General features: G+C 52.9%; 19 protein-coding genes. 10 read left to right on the forward strand and 9 right to left on the reverse strand.

The window, feature by feature from the left end; genetic code table 11:
* Both ACKWCC_RS14030 and ACKWCC_RS14035 read right to left on the reverse strand, forming a co-directional pair.
* Positions 1–1425, reverse strand: a complete 1425-nt coding sequence (locus tag ACKWCC_RS14030; protein WP_413996580.1) for a peptidylprolyl isomerase — start codon at positions 1423–1425, stop codon at positions 1–3.
* The gene (locus ACKWCC_RS14035; RefSeq protein WP_413996581.1) at positions 1415–2275 is read right to left on the reverse strand and encodes a peptidyl-prolyl cis-trans isomerase; all 861 of its coding nucleotides are present in this window, start codon (positions 2273–2275) and stop codon (positions 1415–1417) included. The genes ACKWCC_RS14030 and ACKWCC_RS14035 overlap by 11 nt, the downstream gene beginning before the upstream one ends.
* Positions 2276–2452: 177 nt before the next feature.
* Here ACKWCC_RS14035 and ACKWCC_RS14040 point away from each other — a divergent pair, with 177 nt between their 5' ends.
* The 4 genes from ACKWCC_RS14040 (at position 2453) to ACKWCC_RS14055 (ending at position 6147) form a co-directional block, all read left to right on the forward strand.
* Positions 2453–2692 (forward strand): hypothetical protein, encoded by a 240-nt coding sequence (locus tag ACKWCC_RS14040; protein WP_413996582.1) that lies wholly within the window; start codon positions 2453–2455, stop codon positions 2690–2692.
* A gap of 12 nt (positions 2693–2704) precedes the next feature.
* The gene (locus ACKWCC_RS14045; RefSeq protein WP_413996583.1) at positions 2705–3844 is read left to right on the forward strand and encodes a serine hydrolase; all 1140 of its coding nucleotides are present in this window, start codon (positions 2705–2707) and stop codon (positions 3842–3844) included.
* Between the two features lie 42 nt (positions 3845–3886).
* Positions 3887–4633, forward strand: coding sequence for a 23S rRNA pseudouridine(2604) synthase RluF (gene rluF, locus ACKWCC_RS14050; RefSeq protein WP_413996584.1), 747 nt, complete (start codon positions 3887–3889; stop codon positions 4631–4633).
* Between the two features lie 200 nt (positions 4634–4833).
* Positions 4834–6147: a carboxypeptidase-like regulatory domain-containing protein gene (locus ACKWCC_RS14055; RefSeq protein ID WP_413996585.1), complete on the forward strand. Its 1314-nt coding sequence runs from the start codon at positions 4834–4836 to the stop codon at positions 6145–6147.
* Positions 6148–6578: 431 nt separating this feature from the next.
* On the opposite strand, the gene ACKWCC_RS14060 is transcribed toward ACKWCC_RS14055, so the two are convergent.
* Complete coding sequence (locus ACKWCC_RS14060; RefSeq protein ID WP_413996597.1) at positions 6579–7082, reverse strand: fasciclin domain-containing protein; 504 nt, start codon at positions 7080–7082, stop codon at positions 6579–6581.
* A 151-nt stretch (positions 7083–7233) separates the two neighbouring features.
* On the opposite strand from ACKWCC_RS14060, the gene ACKWCC_RS14065 reads away from it, so the two are divergent.
* Complete coding sequence (locus ACKWCC_RS14065) at positions 7234–8292, forward strand: S66 peptidase family protein (protein WP_413996586.1); 1059 nt, start codon at positions 7234–7236, stop codon at positions 8290–8292.
* Between the two features lie 105 nt (positions 8293–8397).
* Here the strand turns inward: ACKWCC_RS14065 and ACKWCC_RS14070 are convergent, their stop codons facing one another.
* Complete coding sequence (locus tag ACKWCC_RS14070; RefSeq protein ID WP_413996598.1) at positions 8398–10608, reverse strand: RecQ family ATP-dependent DNA helicase; 2211 nt, start codon at positions 10606–10608, stop codon at positions 8398–8400.
* A gap of 181 nt (positions 10609–10789) precedes the next feature.
* On the opposite strand from ACKWCC_RS14070, the gene ACKWCC_RS14075 reads away from it, so the two are divergent.
* The 3 genes from ACKWCC_RS14075 to lptB all read left to right on the forward strand — a co-directional run bounded on the left by ACKWCC_RS14075 (position 10790) and on the right by lptB (position 13474).
* The gene (locus tag ACKWCC_RS14075; protein WP_413996587.1) at positions 10790–11755 is read left to right on the forward strand and encodes a KpsF/GutQ family sugar-phosphate isomerase; all 966 of its coding nucleotides are present in this window, start codon (positions 10790–10792) and stop codon (positions 11753–11755) included.
* A 33-nt stretch (positions 11756–11788) separates the two neighbouring features.
* Positions 11789–12619: a twin-arginine translocase subunit TatC gene (tatC, locus tag ACKWCC_RS14080; protein ID WP_413996588.1), complete on the forward strand. Its 831-nt coding sequence runs from the start codon at positions 11789–11791 to the stop codon at positions 12617–12619.
* 114 nt (positions 12620–12733) lie between these two features.
* The gene (lptB, locus tag ACKWCC_RS14085) at positions 12734–13474 is read left to right on the forward strand and encodes an LPS export ABC transporter ATP-binding protein (RefSeq protein WP_413996589.1); all 741 of its coding nucleotides are present in this window, start codon (positions 12734–12736) and stop codon (positions 13472–13474) included.
* A gap of 83 nt (positions 13475–13557) precedes the next feature.
* Here lptB and ACKWCC_RS14090 read toward each other — a convergent pair whose 3' ends face one another.
* Genes ACKWCC_RS14090 through ACKWCC_RS14110 form a run of 5 tightly spaced genes read right to left on the reverse strand, consistent with a single transcriptional unit; the run spans position 13558 to position 17023 of the window.
* On the reverse strand, positions 13558–13947 hold the full coding sequence (locus ACKWCC_RS14090; protein ID WP_413996590.1) for a DUF4345 domain-containing protein: 390 nt from the start codon (positions 13945–13947) through the stop codon (positions 13558–13560).
* Positions 13944–15212 (reverse strand): MFS transporter, encoded by a 1269-nt coding sequence (locus ACKWCC_RS14095; RefSeq protein ID WP_413996591.1) that lies wholly within the window; start codon positions 15210–15212, stop codon positions 13944–13946. Before ACKWCC_RS14095 ends, ACKWCC_RS14090 begins: the two co-directional genes overlap by 4 nt.
* The gene (locus ACKWCC_RS14100) at positions 15209–15685 is read right to left on the reverse strand and encodes a GyrI-like domain-containing protein (RefSeq protein ID WP_413996592.1); all 477 of its coding nucleotides are present in this window, start codon (positions 15683–15685) and stop codon (positions 15209–15211) included. Before ACKWCC_RS14100 ends, ACKWCC_RS14095 begins: the two co-directional genes overlap by 4 nt.
* A 4-nt stretch (positions 15686–15689) precedes the next feature.
* A complete protein-coding gene (locus ACKWCC_RS14105; protein ID WP_413996593.1) occupies positions 15690–16211 on the reverse strand; it encodes a GNAT family N-acetyltransferase in 522 nt (173 codons plus the stop codon).
* A 50-nt stretch (positions 16212–16261) separates the two neighbouring features.
* Positions 16262–17023: a CDP-alcohol phosphatidyltransferase family protein gene (locus tag ACKWCC_RS14110; RefSeq protein WP_413996594.1), complete on the reverse strand. Its 762-nt coding sequence runs from the start codon at positions 17021–17023 to the stop codon at positions 16262–16264.
* 234 nt (positions 17024–17257) lie between these two features.
* Between ACKWCC_RS14110 and ACKWCC_RS14115 the strand changes: the two genes are divergently transcribed.
* Both ACKWCC_RS14115 and ACKWCC_RS14120 read left to right on the forward strand, forming a co-directional pair.
* The gene (locus tag ACKWCC_RS14115) at positions 17258–18445 is read left to right on the forward strand and encodes a lipoprotein N-acyltransferase Lnb domain-containing protein (RefSeq protein WP_413996595.1); all 1188 of its coding nucleotides are present in this window, start codon (positions 17258–17260) and stop codon (positions 18443–18445) included.
* Positions 18446–18572: 127 nt separating this feature from the next.
* Complete coding sequence (locus ACKWCC_RS14120; RefSeq protein WP_413996596.1) at positions 18573–20444, forward strand: ABC-F family ATP-binding cassette domain-containing protein; 1872 nt, start codon at positions 18573–18575, stop codon at positions 20442–20444.
* The last annotated feature ends 440 nt before the right edge of the window (positions 20445–20884 follow it).

Below are 20884 nucleotides of genomic sequence, written 5' to 3' on the forward strand. Positions count from 1 at the left end.
TTATTTCTTTATCCAGTTATTGGCAAAATCACAATCTTGGTTGCTGCCGTTTACGCTTACATAGGTGTCCTCTATATGCTCTGCCATCCATTTCTTTATGGCATTGAACTTCTTCTCCGTCTTGGCCAGCTCCTGGATCTTTACATAGTCCTGGGCAAAATCTGCCACGTGTTCCTCATAGCGGTTGGTCACCTGCAAAATCTTATAGCTTGGCCCACCACCAAGGGGATCGTCTTCCAAAACGGGGAACGAAATCTCGTTGTCCTTGAGCTCGCGCACCTGGTTGTAAAGGTTGGGATCCATATTGGTAAGCTCAAAACGACTGTCGAAATTAATGGGGTTGCGCAGCACGCCCCCTTCGAACTTGGTCTCTTTTTGATCGGAGAAGTTCAGGGCGGCCTCGGCAAAGGTGTACTTGCCGTCCATGATCTGCTGGCGGATGGTATCCAGTTCCCTTTTGGCCTCTTCCAGCGCATCACTGGAGATTTCGGGCTGCACCAGAATGTGCCTCAGATCCAATTCCTGGCCCCTAATTTTTTCAATGTAGATGATGTGGTAACCAAAAGGGGTCTCGAAAGGCTCGGACACTTCGCCCTGCTGCAGGCTAAAGGCCACATCCTTAAAGGTCTTGTCAAAACCGGTGTCTTTGGTAATACTGTAAAAACCGCCCTTGGACTTTGATCCCGGGTCCTGTGAGTATAAGATGGCCTTTACACTGAAACTGGCCCCATTGTCCTCCACATCGGCCTTGATTTCGTTCAATTTGTCGATGACCTTTTGTTTTTCGGCATCAGTGGGCTTTGGCTCTTTCACAATTTGGGCAATTTCCAGTTCCGCACCGAACACGGGGCGCTCGTCTTCGGGAATCTTATTGAAGAACTGCCGCACCTCCTCTGGCGTGATCTCAACGTCCTTGATAATGTCCTGTTGCATCTTTTCGGAGAGCATTCTCAATTTGTTGATGTTGAAAAGCTCTTCCCTGAAACTCTGCTCGTCCTCTTTTTTATAGTACCGCAGCACCTTTTCCATAGAGCCGATCTGCTGCACCAATTGTTGCAGTTGCCGCTCGCCCTGCATGTTTACCTCATCATCGGATACCAAGATACTGTCCTGTACGGCCTGGTGGGCATAGAGCCGATCTTCCATCAGTTTGCCCAAAAGGCCACATTTGGTGACATCTGCGGTGGCCGCCCCCTGGCTCTTGAGGTCGATCAGGGTCTTTTCAATGTCGGAGTCCAATATCACATAGTCTCCCACCACAGCGGCAATGCCATCCAGCTTTATGCGCTTGCCCACCTTGGCGGAGTCCATGGGCTGGGCCACCGAGGCGTCTGCGATTTCTTGGGGGGCAGTGGTGGTTTCTTGGGCAGCTCCCATGGCCACAAGGCAAAGGGCCATGGCCGTAATCCATTGTCTAGTTTTCATTATCAAAAATTTGAAATTCCTTATCTTTTATGGCTTCGTCCTTTATCTCTGCTTCCAGTTTTCGCAGATAGTCCAACCGGCGACGGTTCAATAATATTTGCCTTACACGGGGCACCACGAAGGAAAGCGGTGCAATGCCATTAAGGTCCTTGGTCTCCTCAACTTTCACCAAATATACCCCTAATGAGTCCTGTAGCTCAAAAAATTGTGAGTTTTTTAGGTATCGGTCCAGATTGTCGTAGGTAATGGGGGGTATCTCCTCCATGACCCTGCTGGCGCGCACCCAGATGGAATCGTTAAAGTTGAGCTTGTTGAACTGCACCCCGATCGAATCCAGATACCGACGGTCTTCGGCCTCAAACCGGCGCAGGCGCTCACTTACCTCTTCCTGGTTCAGGAAATTTAGGGGGAGCTGCACAAAGCGCAGGCGGGCTATTCTTTCCTTCAACTTAAAATTTTCCTTTTCAACATCATAATACGCCCGCACCTGTTCTTCTGAAATGACCGAATCCGTTCCCTTAATGACCAAGGCCTCCTTATAGGCCCTGGTGTACAGGTCTGTCCTGTAGTTTTCCACCAAATTATCAAACTCCTCCAACTTGTTCTCTGGTAGGTTTATCTTGGCCTTTCCCAAGAGCAGACGGTCCGTGGCCCATTGATTGATGAAGTTGTTCACAAAGGAGATACTGTCTTCCGCCGTCATGTCTTCCGCCAAAAGCGGGGCAACATCATCTTTGTACAAAAATTGCTCCCCCACCCGTGCCAAAGCTTCGCGCTCGGGCTTTTTATTGAAAAGTCCGTCGCAGCCCATCAATGAAATTAGGCCGGCAAAAACTAGGGCGTGGCGCAACAATTGGATAAATTTGTGTTCACATACCATAAAAATCATCGAACAAAAATAGCAATTACACCTTGGTACACAAATGGGCGCCCCTTCCTTAACATATATTTGGGGCCGCCCTGTTCCGGATGCCCTGCCAAAAAAAGGGCCGCGGATGGTACGGTTGCCCATTGCAAAAAAACAACCATGGGAAGAGACATAAAATTGATATGGGATTTTAGGGGGCCAGCGGCGGCCCAAACGGCCCGGCACCATGAAAAACACCTCAAGGAATACATTGCCCTGGAGTCTTTTGAACCCAACATTACCGGACACCAAGACCTGACCGAGATGCACAGCATTGCCTTTATGGTGGTGCACGAAAAGGACATGATCGGCATACGGGACACCCTAAAACCACATCGCGGCGAAGTTTATGCCCCATAAAAAAAGAAGGATATGAAGCGTAGCTCCCTGCTCCAGATGACACTGCTCCTTTTCTTGGCGGCCTGCCAAGTGCAGGAAGAAAACCAAGACCTCTTGGCCCTGGCCCTGGCTTCCGAAGATCCGGCCATACGGGCGGTGATGGACGATCCCGGCCCCTACGAGGTGCAGATCCGCTATACCCGCATAGACCGGCGAAACGACAGCATCATCTTCACCGATCACGATTTTCAGGTGAACGACCAACAGTACTTTTACCCGGCCAGTACGGTAAAGTTCCCCATTGCGGTGCTGGCCCTGGAACGCTTGCACCAGACGGACACCCTGAACCACAACACCCGGTACTATGTGGAAGGGGACACCCTGGAAAGCACCGTGGCCAAGGACGTGCTTGAAATCTTTGCCGTGAGCGACAACCTGGCGAACAACAGATTGGTGGAACTGCTTGGCCAAGATGCCATAAACCAGGGGCTGGCCAATAAGGGCGTGGGGCCCGTGCGCATTTCGCACCGCCTGGGACAGCACTCGGACGATCTGCGCACCAAACCTTGGATCGTTTACCTCAACGACAGCACCACCTCCCCTACCCAACCCACCGTGAACACGGCGCCAAAACCCCTTGAAATGGAAGGGGTTCTTAAAGGAAGGGGCTATATGGAGGACGATGGGCTACAAGAGGGGGCGTTCAATTTCAGCCTTAAGAACCACTACCCCATTGCCACCCAGCACGAGGTATTGAAGCGGGTGATCTTCCCGGAACAGTTTCCGCAGGAACAGCGCTTTCAGTTGTCCGAAGCACAGCGGAAGCTCCTTTTGGATGCCATGCGCATCCTGCCCAGAAATGCCGGCTACGATGCCAACACCTACTACGATGCCTATTGCAAGTTCTTTATGTTCGGCGATAGCAAGGCGCCCATGCCCGAGCAGGTTGAAATTTACAACAAAGTGGGCTTCGCCTACGGCACCCTGACCGATTGCGCGTACATCAAAGACAAGGAAAACAAGGTCGATTTTCTGTTAACGGCCACCATTTTGGTAAACGCCAACGGCATTTTCAATGACAACCAGTACGAGTACGATACGGTGGGCATTCCCTTCTTGGCCGCCCTGGGCCGGGAGATCCACGCCCTTGAAGTGGCCCGGGCCAAGTCTTGAAACCGGGAGCCAAGAACCCCGGCCAGCACCAGAATCCCTGTTATGAGCGAAGCAAAAAAAACCAGAATAAACAAATTCCTGAGCGAAGTGGGCTTCTGTTCCCGGCGGGAAGCCGATAAGCTCATACAACAAGGGCGGGTAACCATAAACGGCAGCGTGCCCGAAATGGGCACCAAGATCGTGGAGGGCGATGCGGTGGCCGTGGACGGGGAGCCCGTTAAGGCCGCCCAAAAAAAAATGGTGTATCTGGCCTTTAACAAACCCGTGGGCATTGTGTGCACCACAGATACCGGCGTGGAAAAGGACAATATCGTGGACTACATTGACTACCCCACACGCATCTTTCCCATTGGCCGGTTGGACAAGGCCAGTGAAGGCCTCATTTTCATGACCAATGACGGCGACATCGTAAACAAGATCCTGCGTGCCAGAAACAATCACGGCAAGGAATACCTGGTCACGGTGAACAAACCGGTGACCACCGATTTCTTGCAGCGAATGAGGGAGGGCGTACCCATTCTGGACACGGTGACGCGCAAGTGCGAAGTGCACAAAATGAGCACGTACCAGTTTAAGATCGTTCTTACCCAGGGTCTTAACCGGCAGATCAGGAGAATGTGCGAACATCTTGGTTACCGGGTTAAAAAACTAAAGCGCATTAGGATCATGAACGTGCACCTGGACGTGCCCGTGGGCAAGTACAGAAGCCTCACCGACGCCGAGCTCAAAGAACTGCAGCGCCTGGTGAGCACCTCCGCAAAACACCATACGGACAACCCCCCGTCCTAGGCCCGCCAGAGTATGGCAGATCGCTTATGCCCAAATCCTGGGGCCAAATCTTGCCACTGCGGGACAAGGCGCTGCGCACGGGCCGGTTCGCCTCCATGAAAAGAGGATGGTAAAACTGCTAAAAAAAAGGCCCATAACGTTAAAATGGAAAAAAAAATCGCCTAAAATGAGTATCTTGTATTGAAAAACACCTTAGTGCTATGCGTACCCATAAAAGAACAATTTCCATAAAGACCATTTTAGGAGGGGTGCTGGCCGCCCTTTTCTTCGTGGCCATTTCCACACATTCCCTGATGGCGCAGTCCGTGGCCTTCCAAGAGTTTTCGGGTGAAGTGCTCGATGAGCGCACCAAAGACCCCTTGGTGTTTGCCTCACTCACGGTGGAGAACACCAACATCAGTACCATTACCAACACCGAGGGCGAGTTTCTGCTGAAAGTGCCCGCCAATGCCGAGAACAGGAACATTGTCGTCTCCTTTCTGGGCTACAGTTCGCTAACGGTGGCACTTTCGGATCTGGAAGAAAGGGACAACAAAATCTATCTGAAAGAAGCCGTGACGCAGTTGGCGGAAGTGAACTTGAACATTCCCAAGGACGCGAAACAGCTGGTGCGGGAGACCTTGGCCAAAAGGGGCGACAACTATTTAACGGACAATACGGTCATGACCGCCTTTTACCGCGAGACCATTAAAAAACGGAAAAGGAACGTAAGCCTGTCCGAAGCAGTGGTGAACATTTACAAAACCCCCTACACCAGCAACAAACGCGATGCGGTTAAACTTTATAAGGCACGCAAAAGCACGGACTACACCAAATTGGACACCGTGGCCCTAAAGTTGCAGGGCGGTCCCTTCAATGCCCTGTTCGTGGACATTGTAAAGTACCCCGACTTTATCTTTACCGAAGATGTGCTGGATTATTACCATTTTACCTTTGACGGATCTACCCGGGTGAACGACAAGCTCATCTACATTGTAAACTTTGCCCAGAAAGCAGACATTCTGGATCCACTGTACACCGGAAAGCTCTACATAGATGCGGAAAATAAAATACTGACCCGTGCGCAATATGCCCTGAACATTACGGACCGTGACCTGGCCGCACAGATGTTTGTGCGGAAAAAGCCAAGCAACGCAGACGTATGGCCCACAGAAATCGCCTACCGTGTAGATTACCGGGAACGGGATGGCAAATGGCATTACGGCTATAGCAATGTCTTGTTGGAGTTTAAGATCAATTGGGACAAGAAGCTCTTCAATTCCATCTACAGCATGAACTGTGAAATGGCCGTGACGGACTGGGAAAAAAATGCGGAGAACAGTGTGCCCAAATACAAGGACCGCATGCGGTCCACCATTATCCTGGGCGATGAGGCCATTGGCTTTGCCGATCCCGATTTTTGGGGCGAGTACAATATCATTGAACCGGAAAAATCCATTGAGTCCGCCATCAAGAAAATACAGCGCCAGCTAAGACGCAACAAGGATGAAAGCAGCGGTGCCGCCGCCCGATAGTTTCACCCCACAGCGATATACCTAAGGCACCCCATTCCAATGCCAAGGTTTCCCCGAACAAAAAAAACCCTTTGCCCCTTACCGGAAACGGTGGTGGCAAAGGGTTTTTCCGGTCTAGGTCCTTAAACCCAGATTGGGCAATGGAAATCCCATTACGGCGGCAGATCCCCGCAAAATAGGTCGTTGCACTGACTTTTGCAATGGCGGCACGGCCATCCCTGCGGCGATTGGGCAACAATGGGCCTGGCGGTAGATATTCCAGGGGTGTGCAGCCAGAATGGCATACGATGCACTATACGGGTTGCTGCTGGTGCCCTCCTTTGGTAAAGCTGGATTTTGGCCGTAGGGCAGGCCCTGAATCACAAAAAAGAATCCCGCAAACCTTTTGGGGTCTGCAGGATTCCGTAAAAAAGGGGGAAATAAATATGATATCAGGGCATGACCACGGAGTCTATGGCATGCACAACACCATTACTGGCCGCCACATCCGCGATGACCACCTTGCCCATATTGCCCTTGGTATCCTTGAGCATTACGCTGCCATCGGCAAGGGAAAGGGTAATGGTACCTCCTTGCACAGTGGTAACATCAAAAGAGCCATTGTTGCCGTTAATGGCCGCAATGACGTCTTCTGACATAAATTTGCCCGCTACCACGTGGTAGGTTAAAATGCCGGTAAGGGCCCCTTTGCTCTCGGGCTTCAAAAGACCTTCCACCGTTCCGGCAGGAAGGGCGGCAAAGGCATCGTTAACCGGTGCAAAAACCGTAAAGGGCCCTTCACCGCTCAGGGTGCCCACCAAATCCGCAGCCTTGACGGCAGCCACCAAAGTGGTAAAGTTGTCATTTCCGGCGGCAACGCCAACAATGTTCTGCTCTTGTGCCATAGTGTTTGTCACCACCAATAAACATAGGGCGCTGAACAGGGTAATCGTCATCTTTTTCATAAGTGTTGTTTTTTATTTCGATAAAAGTAATTTTTACCGAAGGACAAACATCATAAAATTTGTTTAATTTTTTTATCATTTAGTTAAACAAAATACAATTTGGCCAAAATGTGTACTTTAGGGCAACCAAAATGAGGTGACCATGGCAGCAAGAAGACGTTTTTTTAAAAATCTATTGGGGATTTCCTTGGCGGGAGCCCTGCCCGCCTGGCCCTACGCCGCCACTGGGAGCAGGGAGGCCCCTACCCCAAAGCTATTGCCCAAACCGCTCTCCGAAGGATATACAGTAGGCCTCATTGCCCCGGGCTATGCCTTTCCGGAAGGCCTTATTGCGGAGGTCCGCGAACTCCTGACCTCCCTGGGCTACCGGCCCTACCATACGGAACGCCTGTTGCAGCGGCACGGCTATTTTAGCAATACGGACCGGGAACGGGCGGCGGACATAGACCATATGTTCGCCAATGAGGACGTGGATGCCATACTCTGCATTCGCGGGGGATACGGCTGTACCCGTATCATGGGCATGCTGGATTATGACAACATCAAAGCCCACCCCAAGCCCCTCATTGGTTTCAGTGATGTTACCGCCTTGCTCCACGGCATTTATAAAGAGACCGGGCTGGTCTGTTTTCATGGGCCCGTGGGCAGCACCCTGGACGATGCCTTCTCCATCTCCAGCTTCCAATCGGTGTTGACCGCCCACCATCCCTTGCCCATCCTTAGAAATGCCGTTTTGGAAAAAAAATATGCCAACGACCCTGTTTACGAGCGTTATGTGATCTATCCGGGGAAAGCCACGGGCGAGATCTGCGGGGGCAGCCTTACCCTGATCAACGCCCTGGTGGGAACGCCCCACGCCTTGGATTTTACGGACAAACTGGTGTTTATTGAGGATATTGATGAAGCCCCGTACCGTATGGACCGCATGCTGACCCAATTGCTCGAGGGCCCCACCTTTAGAAAGGCCGCGGGCATTGTCTTTGGTGTTTGTGCCGGATGCAATGAAAGTACCAACCCCAATTCCTTCAGCTTAAAAGAAGTGGTGATGGATCGGGTGGCGCCCCTTAACATCCCCGCGGTCTATGGCATGAGCTTTGGGCACGTAAAACAGAACTTTACCTTTCCCATTGGGATCAGGGCCACTCTGGACACCGAGAAGATGACGGTGGCCCTGTTGGAAAAATATCTTTCAGGGGATTAGCGGCCGCGGCGCAGGGAATTTCCCAGCCTCCCTTGGACCCTTGGCCAGCGGCAAAACAAAAGGTAACGCCCGTGTCCCGCCCCAGCCCAAAATATATGGACAAGATCAGTTGGCCACTTCGCTGATGAACTTTAATCGGTACAACCGGAGCTCTTCATCTTCGTATTCGCCATCAAATTCCTCCATGGCCTCTTCCAGATCGTCACTTTCGGCCTCCAGAAAGTATTCGTGTATCTCTTCCTGTTGGTCTTCATCCAGCACCTCGTCTATCCAGTAGCTCAGGTTCAACTTGGTGCCACTGAAAACGATCTGCTCCATTTCCTTCAAGAGCTCCGGAATCTCCAGTCCCTTGGCCGAGGCAATATCCGTAAGGGGCAGTTTGCGATCCACATTTTGTATGATGTACAGTTTTAGGCCGGAATTGGCGCCGGTGCTCTTCACCACCAGATCGTCCGGTCTTACGATCTCGTTTTCCTGAACGTACTTCTTGATGAAATCCAGGAAGGGACCGCCAAATTTGCGGGCCTTGCCATCGCCCACCCCGTGCACGTTCATCAACTCTTCCTTGCTAATGGGGTATTTAAGGGCCATATCTTCCAAAGATGGATCTTGGAACACCACAAAGGGCGGCACCCCCAACTTGTCTGCTTGGGCCTTGCGCAGCTGTTTTAGCTGTTTCAGCAAGGTTGGATCGGCTGCCCCATTGGTTTTTGCCGCACCCATGATGGCATTGTCGTTTTCGGCATTGTACACATGGTCCTTGGTCATCTTAAAGGAAACCGGGGCCTTCATAAAATCGTGGCCTTCCTCGGTTATTTTCAGGACACCGTACTGCTCGATCTCCTTTTTGAGCAGACCGGCCACCAATACTTGGCGGATCAAGGCCATCCAGTGGTTGCCCTCCTGGTCGGCGCCAATGCCAAAGAAATCCTTTTCGTTAAGTTTGTGCGAGGCGATCAGGGCGTTGCTCTGGCCGGTGAGCACGGCGGCCACGTCCCTGCTCTTTAGTTTTTCGCTGGTGCCCTGCACCACCTGCAACAACTTCAGCACCTCTTCCTTGGCCTCTATCCGCTCCTTGGGATTACGGGCATTGTCATCCATATCGGCCCCGGCACCGTTCACCTCGTCAAACTCCTCCCCAAAATAATGGAGCATGAACTTTCTGCGGCTCATGGACGTCTCGGCATAGGCCACCACCTCCTGCAGCAGCGCGTTGCCGATCTCCTGCTCGGCCACGGGCTTTCCGGACATGAACTTTTCCAGTTTTTCAATGTCCTTGTAGGAGTAGAAGGCCAAGCAGTGCCCTTCACCACCATCACGGCCGGCACGGCCCGTTTCCTGGTAGTAGCTCTCAATGCTCTTGGGAATGTCATGGTGGATGACGAAGCGGACATCGGGCTTGTCTATGCCCATGCCAAAGGCAATGGTGGCCACCACCACATCCACATCTTCCATAAGGAACATGTCCTGGTACTTGGAGCGCGTCTTGGCATCGAAACCGGCATGGTAGGGCACGGCAGAAATACCGTTCACTTGCAGCACTTGGGCCAGTTCCTCCACCTTTTTTCGGCTAAGGCAATAGATAATGCCCGATTTGCCGGTATTCTGTTTCACGAACCGGATAATGTCCGTCTCAATGTTCGCGGTCTTTGTCCGCACTTCATAAAAGAGGTTGGGCCGGTTAAAGGAGGCCTTGAACAGCTTGGCGTCAAGGATGCCCAAGTTTTTCATGATGTCTTCCTGTACCTTGGGCGTGGCCGTGGCCGTGAGGCCAATAACGGGGATATCGTTTCCCAAACGCTCCACAATGGAGCGCAGGTTGCGGTACTCCGGCCTAAAGTCGTGGCCCCATTCGGAGATGCAATGGGCCTCGTCCACCGCCACAAAGGAAATGGTGACGGAGCGCAGGAAATCCACGTTCTCCTCTTTGGTGAGCGACTCCGGAGCCACGTACAACAATTTGGTGATGCCCTGCGCAATGTCTTCCCTTACCTGCCGTATCTCGGCCTTGTTGAGCGAGGAATTGAGCACGTGGGCCACCCCGTCATGGTCCGAGACGCCCCGTATGGCATCGACCTGGTTCTTCATCAGGGCAATGAGGGGAGACACCACAATGGCGGTGCCCGGCTGCATCAGGGCCGGGAGCTGGTAGCAGAGCGATTTGCCCCCACCGGTAGGCATGATCACAAAGGTGTTCTTGCGCTCTAAAATGTGTTTGATCACGGCCTCCTGCAATCCCTTGAACTGGGTAAAGCCAAAAAACTTTTTTAAACCGGCGTGCAAGTCCGTTTGTTCTGAATGGTCAGTGTTTGTCACTTTGTTCAATTTCGTGAAGTAATTGCTGTTTCCTGCCCACCCCAAAGCATTTGCGAAGTGGTGCGGGCAGTGCCCAATTTCTTGGGGCAGAAACATCTTTTCATATATAGTTTATGTAATTTTGTAATCTTAAAGATAATATATTCTTTTAGGAATTCCACCCATAAAACACAAATATAGCTTGACCACCGCGCGTACCATCCTGGACATTGCCCGTGAAACCATAGCCACGGAACGGGATGCCATAGGCCATCTGGCCCAACTTTTGGACAACGACTTTGCCCAAGCGGTACAGTGCATTTTGGATTCCAAGGGGCGGGTGATCATATCGGGCATTGGCAAGAGCGCCATCATTGCCACCAAGATCGTGGCCACCCTGAACAGCACCGGAACGCCCGCCATTTTCATGCACGCGGCAGATGCCATCCACGGGGACCTGGGCACCGTGCAAAAGGACGACGTGGTCATTTGCATCTCAAAGAGCGGAAGCACCCCGGAGATAAAAATGTTGGTGCCCCTGATCAAGCGGGGCGGCAACAAATTGGTGGGCATCACCGGCGATCCCGGCTCCCATTTGGGCCGGCACGCAGATTTTGTCCTGAACACCTTTGTAAAAAAAGAGGCCTGCCCCAACGGTCTGGCCCCCACCACCAGCACCACGGCCCAATTGGTGATGGGAGACGCCCTGGCCATTGTACTTTTAAAGTTGAAGGGGTTTAGCAGTACCGATTTTGCCAAGTACCACCCCGGTGGGGCCCTGGGCAAGAAAATGTACCTGAGGGTAACGGATATTGTAAAAAACAACCAAGTACCGCAAGTGACCCCAGAGACCGAGGTGAAACAGGTGATCGTGGAAATCTCGGAAAAGATGCTGGGCGTTACCGCCGTGTTGGACAAGGGCAGCATTGTGGGCATCGTGACCGATGGCGACATAAGGCGCATGCTGAACCGGCATGACAACATCAAGGGACTCACGGCACGGGACATCATGACCAAAAACCCAAAAACCATCCCGGCAGACACCCTGGCCGTAAAGGCATTGGAGCAGATGCAGAACAAAGGCATCTCCCAGTTACTGGCCACGGAAAACAACGCGTACGTTGGGGTCATACATCTACACAACCTTATTAACGAAGGCATTCTATAAATGGGCGCTAAAGCAAAAACACCACCTAACGAAATGTCATTTTTAGACCATCTGGAAGAACTGAGATGGCATTTGATAAGATCGGTCATGGCCGTGGTCATTATTGGCTCTGCCGCATTTTTAATGAAGGATTTCATTTTTGACACCATCATCTTCGGGCCCAAAAAAATGGACTTCCCCACCTACAGGCTCTTTTGTGAAATTGCCACCGTCTTGGGCTTTGAATCGGCCTTTTGTGCCGAAAAACTGCCTTTTACCATACAGAGCAGGCTCATGTCCGGGCAATTCTCCGCCCACATCTGGACCTCCATCTGGGCCGGCTTCATTGTGGGCTTCCCCTATGTGCTCTATGAGATGTGGAAATTCATAAGCCCCGGGCTTTATGAAAAAGAGCGAAAAAATTCCAGGGGCTTCATTCTCATTGCCTCCTTCCTGTTCTTTTTGGGGGTGCTCTTTGGCTATTACGTGGTGGCCCCGCTCTCCATTAACTTCTTGGGCACTTACCAGGTGAGCGCCGAAGTGACCAATGAGTTCGATCTGGCCTCCTTTATCTCCACCGTACGTACCTCGGTCATTGCCTGTGGCATTCTCTTTGAACTGCCCATAGTGATCTATTTCCTGACCAAGGTGGGACTGGTGACCCCGGAGCTGATGCGGAAATACCGCAAGATTGCCCTGGTGGTGGTGCTCATCCTTTCGGCCGTGATCACCCCACCGGACGTGACCAGCCAGATCATTGTGGCCATTCCGGTGCTGATCCTCTACCAGATCAGTATTTTCATCTCTGCCCGGGTCATGAAGAACGAGGCCAAACGGGAGGCCCGGGAGCGCAAAAGGAACAAGGACGTGGGGCCAAAAAAATAGCGTGCAACCCACCGGGGCAGTGCGTGGTGGGCACAAGGCCCAAAGCGGTGCCCGTGACGTTAAATAAATGACAATCCCTTTTGCCCTGGGGCAAATAGGCTTAGTTTTGAAAATATGAAGCTCAGAGCTGAAAACATCATGAAGGCCTACCGCAACCGCAGGGTGGTCAAGGGCATCTCCTTGGAAGTGAACCAGGGGGAGATCGTGGGGCTCTTGGGGCCCAACGGGGCGGGAAAGACCACCTCTTTCTACATGATCGTGGGCCTGATAAAACCCAATGGGGGCAACATTTATCTGGATGACATGGACATCACCAGGTTCCCAATGTACAAGAGGGCCCAGAACGGTATTGGTTACTTGGCCCAAGAGGCCTCGGTGTTTAGAAAGCTGAGCATTGAAAAAAACATCCTGAGCGTGCTGCAGCTCACCAAAATGAGCAAAAAGGAGCAGCACATGAAAATGGAATCGCTCATAGAGGAATTTGGCCTTGGGCACATTAGAAAGAGTCGTGGCGATCTGCTTTCAGGTGGCGAACGGCGACGCACCGAAATTGCCAGGGCACTGGCCACGGACCCCAAGTTCATTTTGTTGGACGAACCCTTTGCCGGCGTGGATCCCGTGGCCGTGGAAGACATTCAGCGCATTGTGGCCCAGCTGAAGAACAAGAACATTGGTATTTTGATCACGGACCACAACGTACAGGAGACCTTGGCCATTACGGAACGCTCCTACCTGATGTTTGAGGGCGGCATCTTAAAATCTGGCGTGCCGGAAGACCTGGCCGCAGATGAAATGGTGCGCAAGGTCTATTTGGGACAGAACTTTGAGCTCAGAAAGAAGAAGCTGGATTTTTAAATATCCCGGGATGGCCATTTTTGGGAGGATGCCCAAGGTTATGCCCACCTTCCGGGTGGAAAGACCGGAAATGTACAAAGCCATCAGTCCGGTGGGTGTTCCCCGTACTTCTTTAAATTGTATAGTCCCCAGGCAAAGAACCATAGCTCCAACACCAAGGCCACGGTAAAGGGCCACAACGCCCCATCTACCAGGCTGGCGATGAGGCGCCCCAAGGAAATCCCGCCCATGAACAACACATTGCTCAGGGTGGCGGCATACCATAACGTGGCCCTATGGGCCCCCAGCAGCCAAAAAACACCGATGCCGGCATAGATGCCCATCACGGCGCGCAAAATGTGTTTTACTTCCAAGGCCGTTACCTCCACACCGAGCACCAACGGCAACACCTGCGCCGGCGCACCGCCATACCCAATCCCTGCCAAAATGACGATGATGCCAGACAAGCGTAAATGCAACCCCTTCCCCATCATGCCCCATTCGTTTTGCCAAAGGTGCGGTGGTACTGCCAAGCGGCCAGGCCACCCACAAAGGAGAACGCCGCCAACATCCAGAAGACGTGCCGGTGGCCGGTGGGCCCGGGGTTGGCGTCCAGAAGATACCCCATGGCGGGACCGGCAAAGATATCGGGCGTGTAGCCCACCAAGGAAATGAGGCCCACTGCGGTACCGGTGAACACCAAGGGAATGTTGCCCCGCTGCATCACGGCAAAGTAGAGCGACCGGGCCGCATAGACCCCTGTGGCCACCACCAGAATGGACATGAAGAACAACAGGGTCGCCGATCGGTCAATGAGGCCGGTGGCAAAGAGCAGGGCGCCCAAAAAGGTGACCACAAAACTGACCCACAGCCAATAGGTGGTTTGCGAGCGATCGGCCAAAATACCGATCACCACGCCCACCACCGGCCTTATAAAAAGGAGGAAGGTGCCCACTTGGGCCGATCGCAACTGATCGTAGCCCATGACGTCCTGTGCGTAGAGCGACAGCACATCGGTGATCTTGTACCCCACATAGGCGCAAAGGATAATGCCCATCAACAATCCCACGGCGGGCAGGCGCAACACGGCCCCCACTTGGGAAACGGTAATGGTCTCCACCACAATGGCCCGCTCCCGGGCATGGTCCATCCGCATAAAGAACCATACCAGAATGCCCACCAAAAACACCAGGCCCGAAGACACCAAAATAACCACGCGAAAGGCATCCCGGGTTTCGCCCAAGGCCAAGGTAGCCGCTTCGGAGACCATAAAGAGCGAGAAGACCAACACGCCCAGGGAGCCAAACAAGGCGCCCACCAGGCCGCGGCCCCCATCCAAAAAACCAAAGGCCTTCCCCTGGGAAGCACTGCCGCCCCACACCCTGGTGGCCTTGATCATGGCGGCCCAAAAGAGAAAAATGGTGGTAAAGCCCCAGTACCCGTACAGCACCCTCAAGGCACCATAAGCGGGAAAGGTGGCGTACCACAGACCCCCCAGGGCGGTGAGCCAAAGGGCCACGGCAATGAGCTTACGGGGCGGATACCTATCGGCCAGGGGCCCTCCAAAAAAATAGGAGCACAGCGCCACGATGCCATAAACGGAAAAGCAGAGTCCCAGCTGGGTATTGTCCAAGGCAAAGGCCTCCAAAACGGTGGGGCGAAACACCCGGGAGAGGACAAAAGGAAGAATGAAAACGCTTTCCCCGGCCAAAATCAATAAAAAAAGATAATGCCAAGGGGGTCTTTTGGATGCGTTCATAACACTTTTATGGGAATATGGATGTCTTCTTGGGCGTTGGCGTCCCCTTTGTCATAATGGGCGCCCAACACTTCAAAATGCGGACGTTGGTCCAAGGTGTAGCCCGATTTGGGGAGCCATTCCCCATAAATATATTGATAAATTCCCAGGTCTCCCGCAGGCCCCTTGTACCGGAACACGGCATACAGACCTCCCGGAACGGTAAACGGGAACATTCCTTGGGGGCATGCATCCCATTGGGACACTTCCACCAAGGCCCATTTCTCATAGGAAACATCCGGACGGAAACGATCGTGGTAGCCTGGCGGATAGACCTGAAGGGATATCCGGTGTTGTCCCAAGCGGAAGGGTACTTCCCGTGCCCGCGGGCCAAAACCCCGCCAAAGGGCCACCGTGGCATCCTGGGCCAAGCTGGTGGTGATGCTTTGGCCCACCGTCCTTTTTTCCTTGGTATGTACAATGTTGGGCTCCATGGGCTCAGGCTTGCAGGTCCAATTGAAACAAAGCTACCGGCGCCTGGGCATAATGGGCCGGGAGCCCCTTGGTCTCCGCCAATGGGAAACACCCCAAAAACTGAAAGCCATTGGCCGTGTAGTGGGCAATGAGCCTGGTGTTCTTGCCCACGGTGTCCAGACGTACGTACCGCTTGCCGTGCCCATGGGCAAATTCCTTGGCCCATTCCACGATGCGCCCCACCAGATTGCGCCCCCTGAACTTGGGGTGCACGGCAATGCGGTGCACATACACGGCGGCATCGGCATTCTTTGGGCCCCAAATGAGCGCGTCTGAAAAGGTCACCGCCCAGACACAGGCCACCTCATTTCCGCCCATCATTTTAAACTGTCTTCCCTCCCGCAGTTCGGCCAGTACCAAGGAGCGCCCGAAAACCGGCCAGACCACCACCCCATCTTTGGTGCGCTGGTACTCCCGTGCCGCACGGTACAACTGTAAAATGATATCGGCATCCTTTAAACTGGCCTTGACAATTTTCGCTTCCACAAGATTTAATCTGGCAATAAAAATGAACATCCGCCCAAAGCGGCAACAAACTAGGCCTGTTCTTGGCCCGCGTAATGGCTCACCAAGGAACTCAGCACATAGAACAGCATGATGATGGGGATGGCCAAAAAGCGCATGGTGACCAACAGCACCAGACTCACCACCAAAAAGACGTAGCGCAGGGCATTGTCTTTAAAGCTCCAATTTTTGAACTTTAGGGCAAAGAGGCGCAAGCGGCTGTTGAGCAGAAAGGCACTGAGCAGGGTAAGCCCAATGAGAAACAATGGGTTCAGGATCAAGTTGGACAGCCACGCACTGGAATGGTAGAACAAGATCAGGGGCAGGGAGAGGATGAGCAGGGCATTGGCGGGCGTGGGCAACCCAATGAAAGCGCTGGTCTGCTCTTCGTCCAGATTGAACTTTGCCAAGCGATAGGCCGATGCCAGGGTGACCCCAAAACCCACAAAGGGCAGCAGGGAACCGGCCGAGACCTCCCCCGAGGGTCCAGCGCCCGGTACGGACATCTCCCCCAGGTTCCATCCTCCGGTCTGGGACATGGCAAAGAGCTGAAACAGCACCACGCCGGGAACCAGGCCGCTGGTCACCATATCCGCCAGGGAATCCAACTGCAGGCCCAGCTCGCTTTTTACGTCCAACAGTCGGGCAGCCAGGCCATCAAAAAAATCGAAAAAGATGCCCAAGGCCACAAAAACGGCGGCCATTTCCAGCTGGTTCCAGACCGCAAAAACGGTGGCCACGCAACCTGAAAAGAGATTGAGCAGGGTAATGACATTGGGAATGTGCTTTTTCATATTGCTCGGTTTGCTTCGTAGTACCTTATGTTGGGAGCTGCGCTTACAGCCGCCGTCCCAGACCGTACCCAAGTAAGGTCTAAAAATAAGATAAATATTGGGCTTCCCCAGCTTTATGGCCTTTAATCCTCACACCAAAACCATCATTTGATCCTTTCGCCCCAAAAACCATAACAATAGCCCTAGGGAGGCTTTGGGATTATTTGCATCTTTGCAGTCTTAGCCGTTCTGTTGATGAAGCAAACCATAATCCTTACGCTGCTCTTTATGTGCCTCTTTGTCAGGGGCTTTTCCCAAGGTGGCGAACTGTCTCCCCTGTCCAAACTGAGCCTTCTTACCGTGGGCACCGGCACGGACCTGGCCGCCAAGTTTGGCCACAGCGGCATCCGTTTGCAAGACCCGGCCCTTGGGGTGGATGTGGTGTATGGCTACGGTACCTACAATTTTGAGGACCCCAACTTTTACCTCAACTTTGTGCGGGGCAAGTTGGACTATACCATTAGCCGATACCCGTTTGACCTCTTTAAAAAAAGCTATGTGATCGAGCAGCGCTGGGTAAGGGAGCAGCCGCTGAACCTTGATCTGGAACAACGAAAGGCCGTGGTCTCTTTTCTGGAAACCAACCTGCTGCCCCAAAACCGTCTGTACAAGTACGATTTTCTGTTTGAGAACTGCGCCACCAAAATACCCGAGGTCTTTGAAAAAAACCTGGGCAATGCCCTGGAGTTCAATTTTTCGCATCTAGGCGAACAACGCACCTTTAGGCAGCTCATACACCAAAACCTGAACGTGAACTCCTGGTCCAACTTTGGCATAGACCTGGCCCTGGGGAGCGTCATAGATCGCGAGGCCACCCCGTACGAGCACATGTTCCTGCCCATTTATGTGTACCAGCAGCTGAAGCATACCACCGTGAACGGCCAACCCCTGGCCGGGGAAGAAACCGTGGTGCTGGACCTCCCCACGCCGCAAGACCACACCCCGTTCCTGTTGTCCCCGGCCTTTTGGCTGGGCCTGTTGTCGCTGCTCACCCTCTGGGTCACCTACCGCGATGGGCAGCGGGCCTCGCGGAGCAGGGCACTGGATGTTTTCCTGTTTGCCTTTACCGGGCTGGCCGGCGCCATCATTGTCTTTCTCTGGTTCTTTACGGACCATGACGCCACCAAGGGCAACCTGAACCTGCTCTGGGCCCTGGCCACCCATTTGATCGTGGCCTTTTACGTGGCCCGGGAGCCACTGCCAAAATGGTTGTTCCCATATCTGGCCCTGGCACTGCTTTTACTGGCAATTACCGTAATTTTGTGGCTGTTGGCCGTACAGGTATTTTCACCGCTCATTATTTTTGTGCTGTTGGCCCTGGCGGTGCGCTACGGCTACCTCATCTGGTACCTGCGGAGACCTCCCCTGCCCCAAAGTGCTTGAGCGGCGGTGCCCGCCAATGGACGGCACCGCAACGAAAAGGGCACCGGGACAAGGACGTGGGATCCCATTGCTGGGCGGCCTGGAGAGCGGTTGTGTTTTTATCTTTAATCTTTAAACGCCATTGTTGATGAACCTACTCAGTGTTGAGAACATTTCTAAATCCTACGGGGAGCTGGTGCTCTTTGAAAACCTCTCCTTTGGCATCAACAAGGACCAAAAAATTGCCCTTATTGCCAAGAACGGAAGTGGCAAGACCTCCATTCTCAATATCCTTTCCGGGGCCGATGCCCCAGACTCCGGCCAGGTGAACTACCGCAAGAACATCCGGGTCTCCTTCTTGGCCCAAGAACCGCAAATGGATGGGAACCTCACCGTGGAGCAGACCATTTTTGCCTCGGACAACGAGGTGCTGCGCGTTATACAGGCCTATGAGGCCGCCCTGCAAGACCCCGAGGATGCGGAGCGCTACCAAAAGGCCTTTGAGGCCATGGAGCGCTTTGGCGCGTGGGACTTTGAGACCCAGTACAAACAGATCCTCTTTAAGTTGAAGTTGGAAGACATGCACGCCAAGGTGGCCCAGTTGAGCGGTGGCCAAAAAAAACGGTTGGCCCTGGCGAATGCCCTGATCAACCGGCCCGACCTCCTGGTCCTGGACGAGCCCACCAACCATTTGGACCTTGAGATGATCGAGTGGTTGGAAGATTACTTTGCCAAGGAGAACATGACCCTCTTCATGGTGACCCACGATCGCTTTTTCCTGGAACGGGTGTGCAATGAGATCTTGGAGCTGGACCAAGGCGTGCTCTACCCCTACAAGGGCAATTATTCCTACTATCTGGAAAAAAAGCAGGCCCGGATCGAACAACAGGCCGTGGAGGAGCACAAAACACAGATCCTGTTCAAAAAAGAGCTGGGCTGGATGCGGCGACAGCCCAAGGCAAGGACCACCAAGTCCAAGTCCAGGATAGACGATTTCAAGGCCATTAAGGAAAGGGCAGGGCAGCGCAGAAAGGAACACCAGATCCAGTTGGAGCTGAACATGGAGCGCATGGGCAGCAAGGTGGTAGAGCTGGTAAAGGTGTCCAAATCCTTCCCGGACAAACCCATTCTAAATGGTTTCAACTACAACTTCAACAAAGGGGAGCGCATTGGCATCATTGGCAAGAACGGCACCGGAAAATCTACCTTTCTAAACATCCTCTCCGGGCGGGCACAACCGGACAGCGGCAAGGTGATCATTGGCGACACCATTAAATTTGGCTATTACACCCAAAAGGGCATTGAGATCAAGGAGGGACAGAAGGTGATCGATGTGATCCGGGAGTTTGGCGACTTCATTCCCTTGATGAAAGGCAAGCAAATATCGGCCCAGCAACTTTTGGAGCGCTTCCTCTTTGACCGTAAAAAACAGTACGATTTTGTGGAAAAGCTGAGCGGCGGCGAGCGCAAGCGGCTGTACCTGTGCACGGTACTGATCCAAAACCCCAACTTTCTCATCTTGGACGAGCCCACCAACGACCTGGACATTGTTACCCTGAACGTATTGGAGAGCTTTCTGTTGGACTTTCAGGGCTGCCTCATCGTGGTCTCGCACGATCGGTACTTCATGGACAAGATCGTGGACCATCTGTTTGTTTTCAAGGGCGATGGCGTGGTGGCCGATTTCCCCGGGAACTACTCCGATTACCGAGCGTACGAGGACAGTAAGGTACAGGAACGGCGTGATCAAAAAAGCCCTTCCGAGCCCACCAAAAACACCTGGAAACAGCCCGAAACCGGCGCCAAGCTCTCCTACAGGGAGCAAAAGGAGCACAAACAATTGGAAAAGGACATCCAAAAACTGGAGGAAGAGAAAGAAGCGGTGGAGGCCCAATTTTTGGATGCCGGTCTCAGTGGTGAGGAAATTGACGCCCTCTCGGTGCGCCTAAAGGAAATTGCGGACACCATTGCCACCAAGACCGAGCGTTGGTTTGAGCTCTCTTCCATTTTGGAGGGGTAACATCTAATAGTCAGGGCAGTGCCCCCATCTATTGCCCTGAAATTGCGTGCCCGTTTTTGGTTCCCGTTTTTGGCCCGCACTGGCGGGGCTGGTAGGGCACCCTTTACAACCGGATAGAAGCCAGGTTTTCTGTTGATGATTTACAATCCTTGGCCGGGAAGATTAGGTTACCAGCGTGACGCTCGCACCAGCGAGTGGATATTGCGGATTACGTAGGGCTTGCTGATTTTCTATCAACGGGAACGTAAGATATTAACAATCAGCATTTTATTTTTGAACAATCGACGAATTCCGTTGTACAAGTGCACGGGTTTCCCTAACTTAGGGTAACATACCCGTGCAGTTATGATCAAATATACGCCATCGAACCAACTTACGCTGAACGGATTTTCCACCCCTTTCGAGAACGAGCTCTCGCCCGACAACCGCTGGGTAAAACT

It is taken from the genome of Maribacter aquimarinus (genome assembly GCF_047345505.1).
In the GTDB taxonomy this organism is placed as follows: Bacteria; Bacteroidota; Bacteroidia; order Flavobacteriales; family Flavobacteriaceae; genus Maribacter.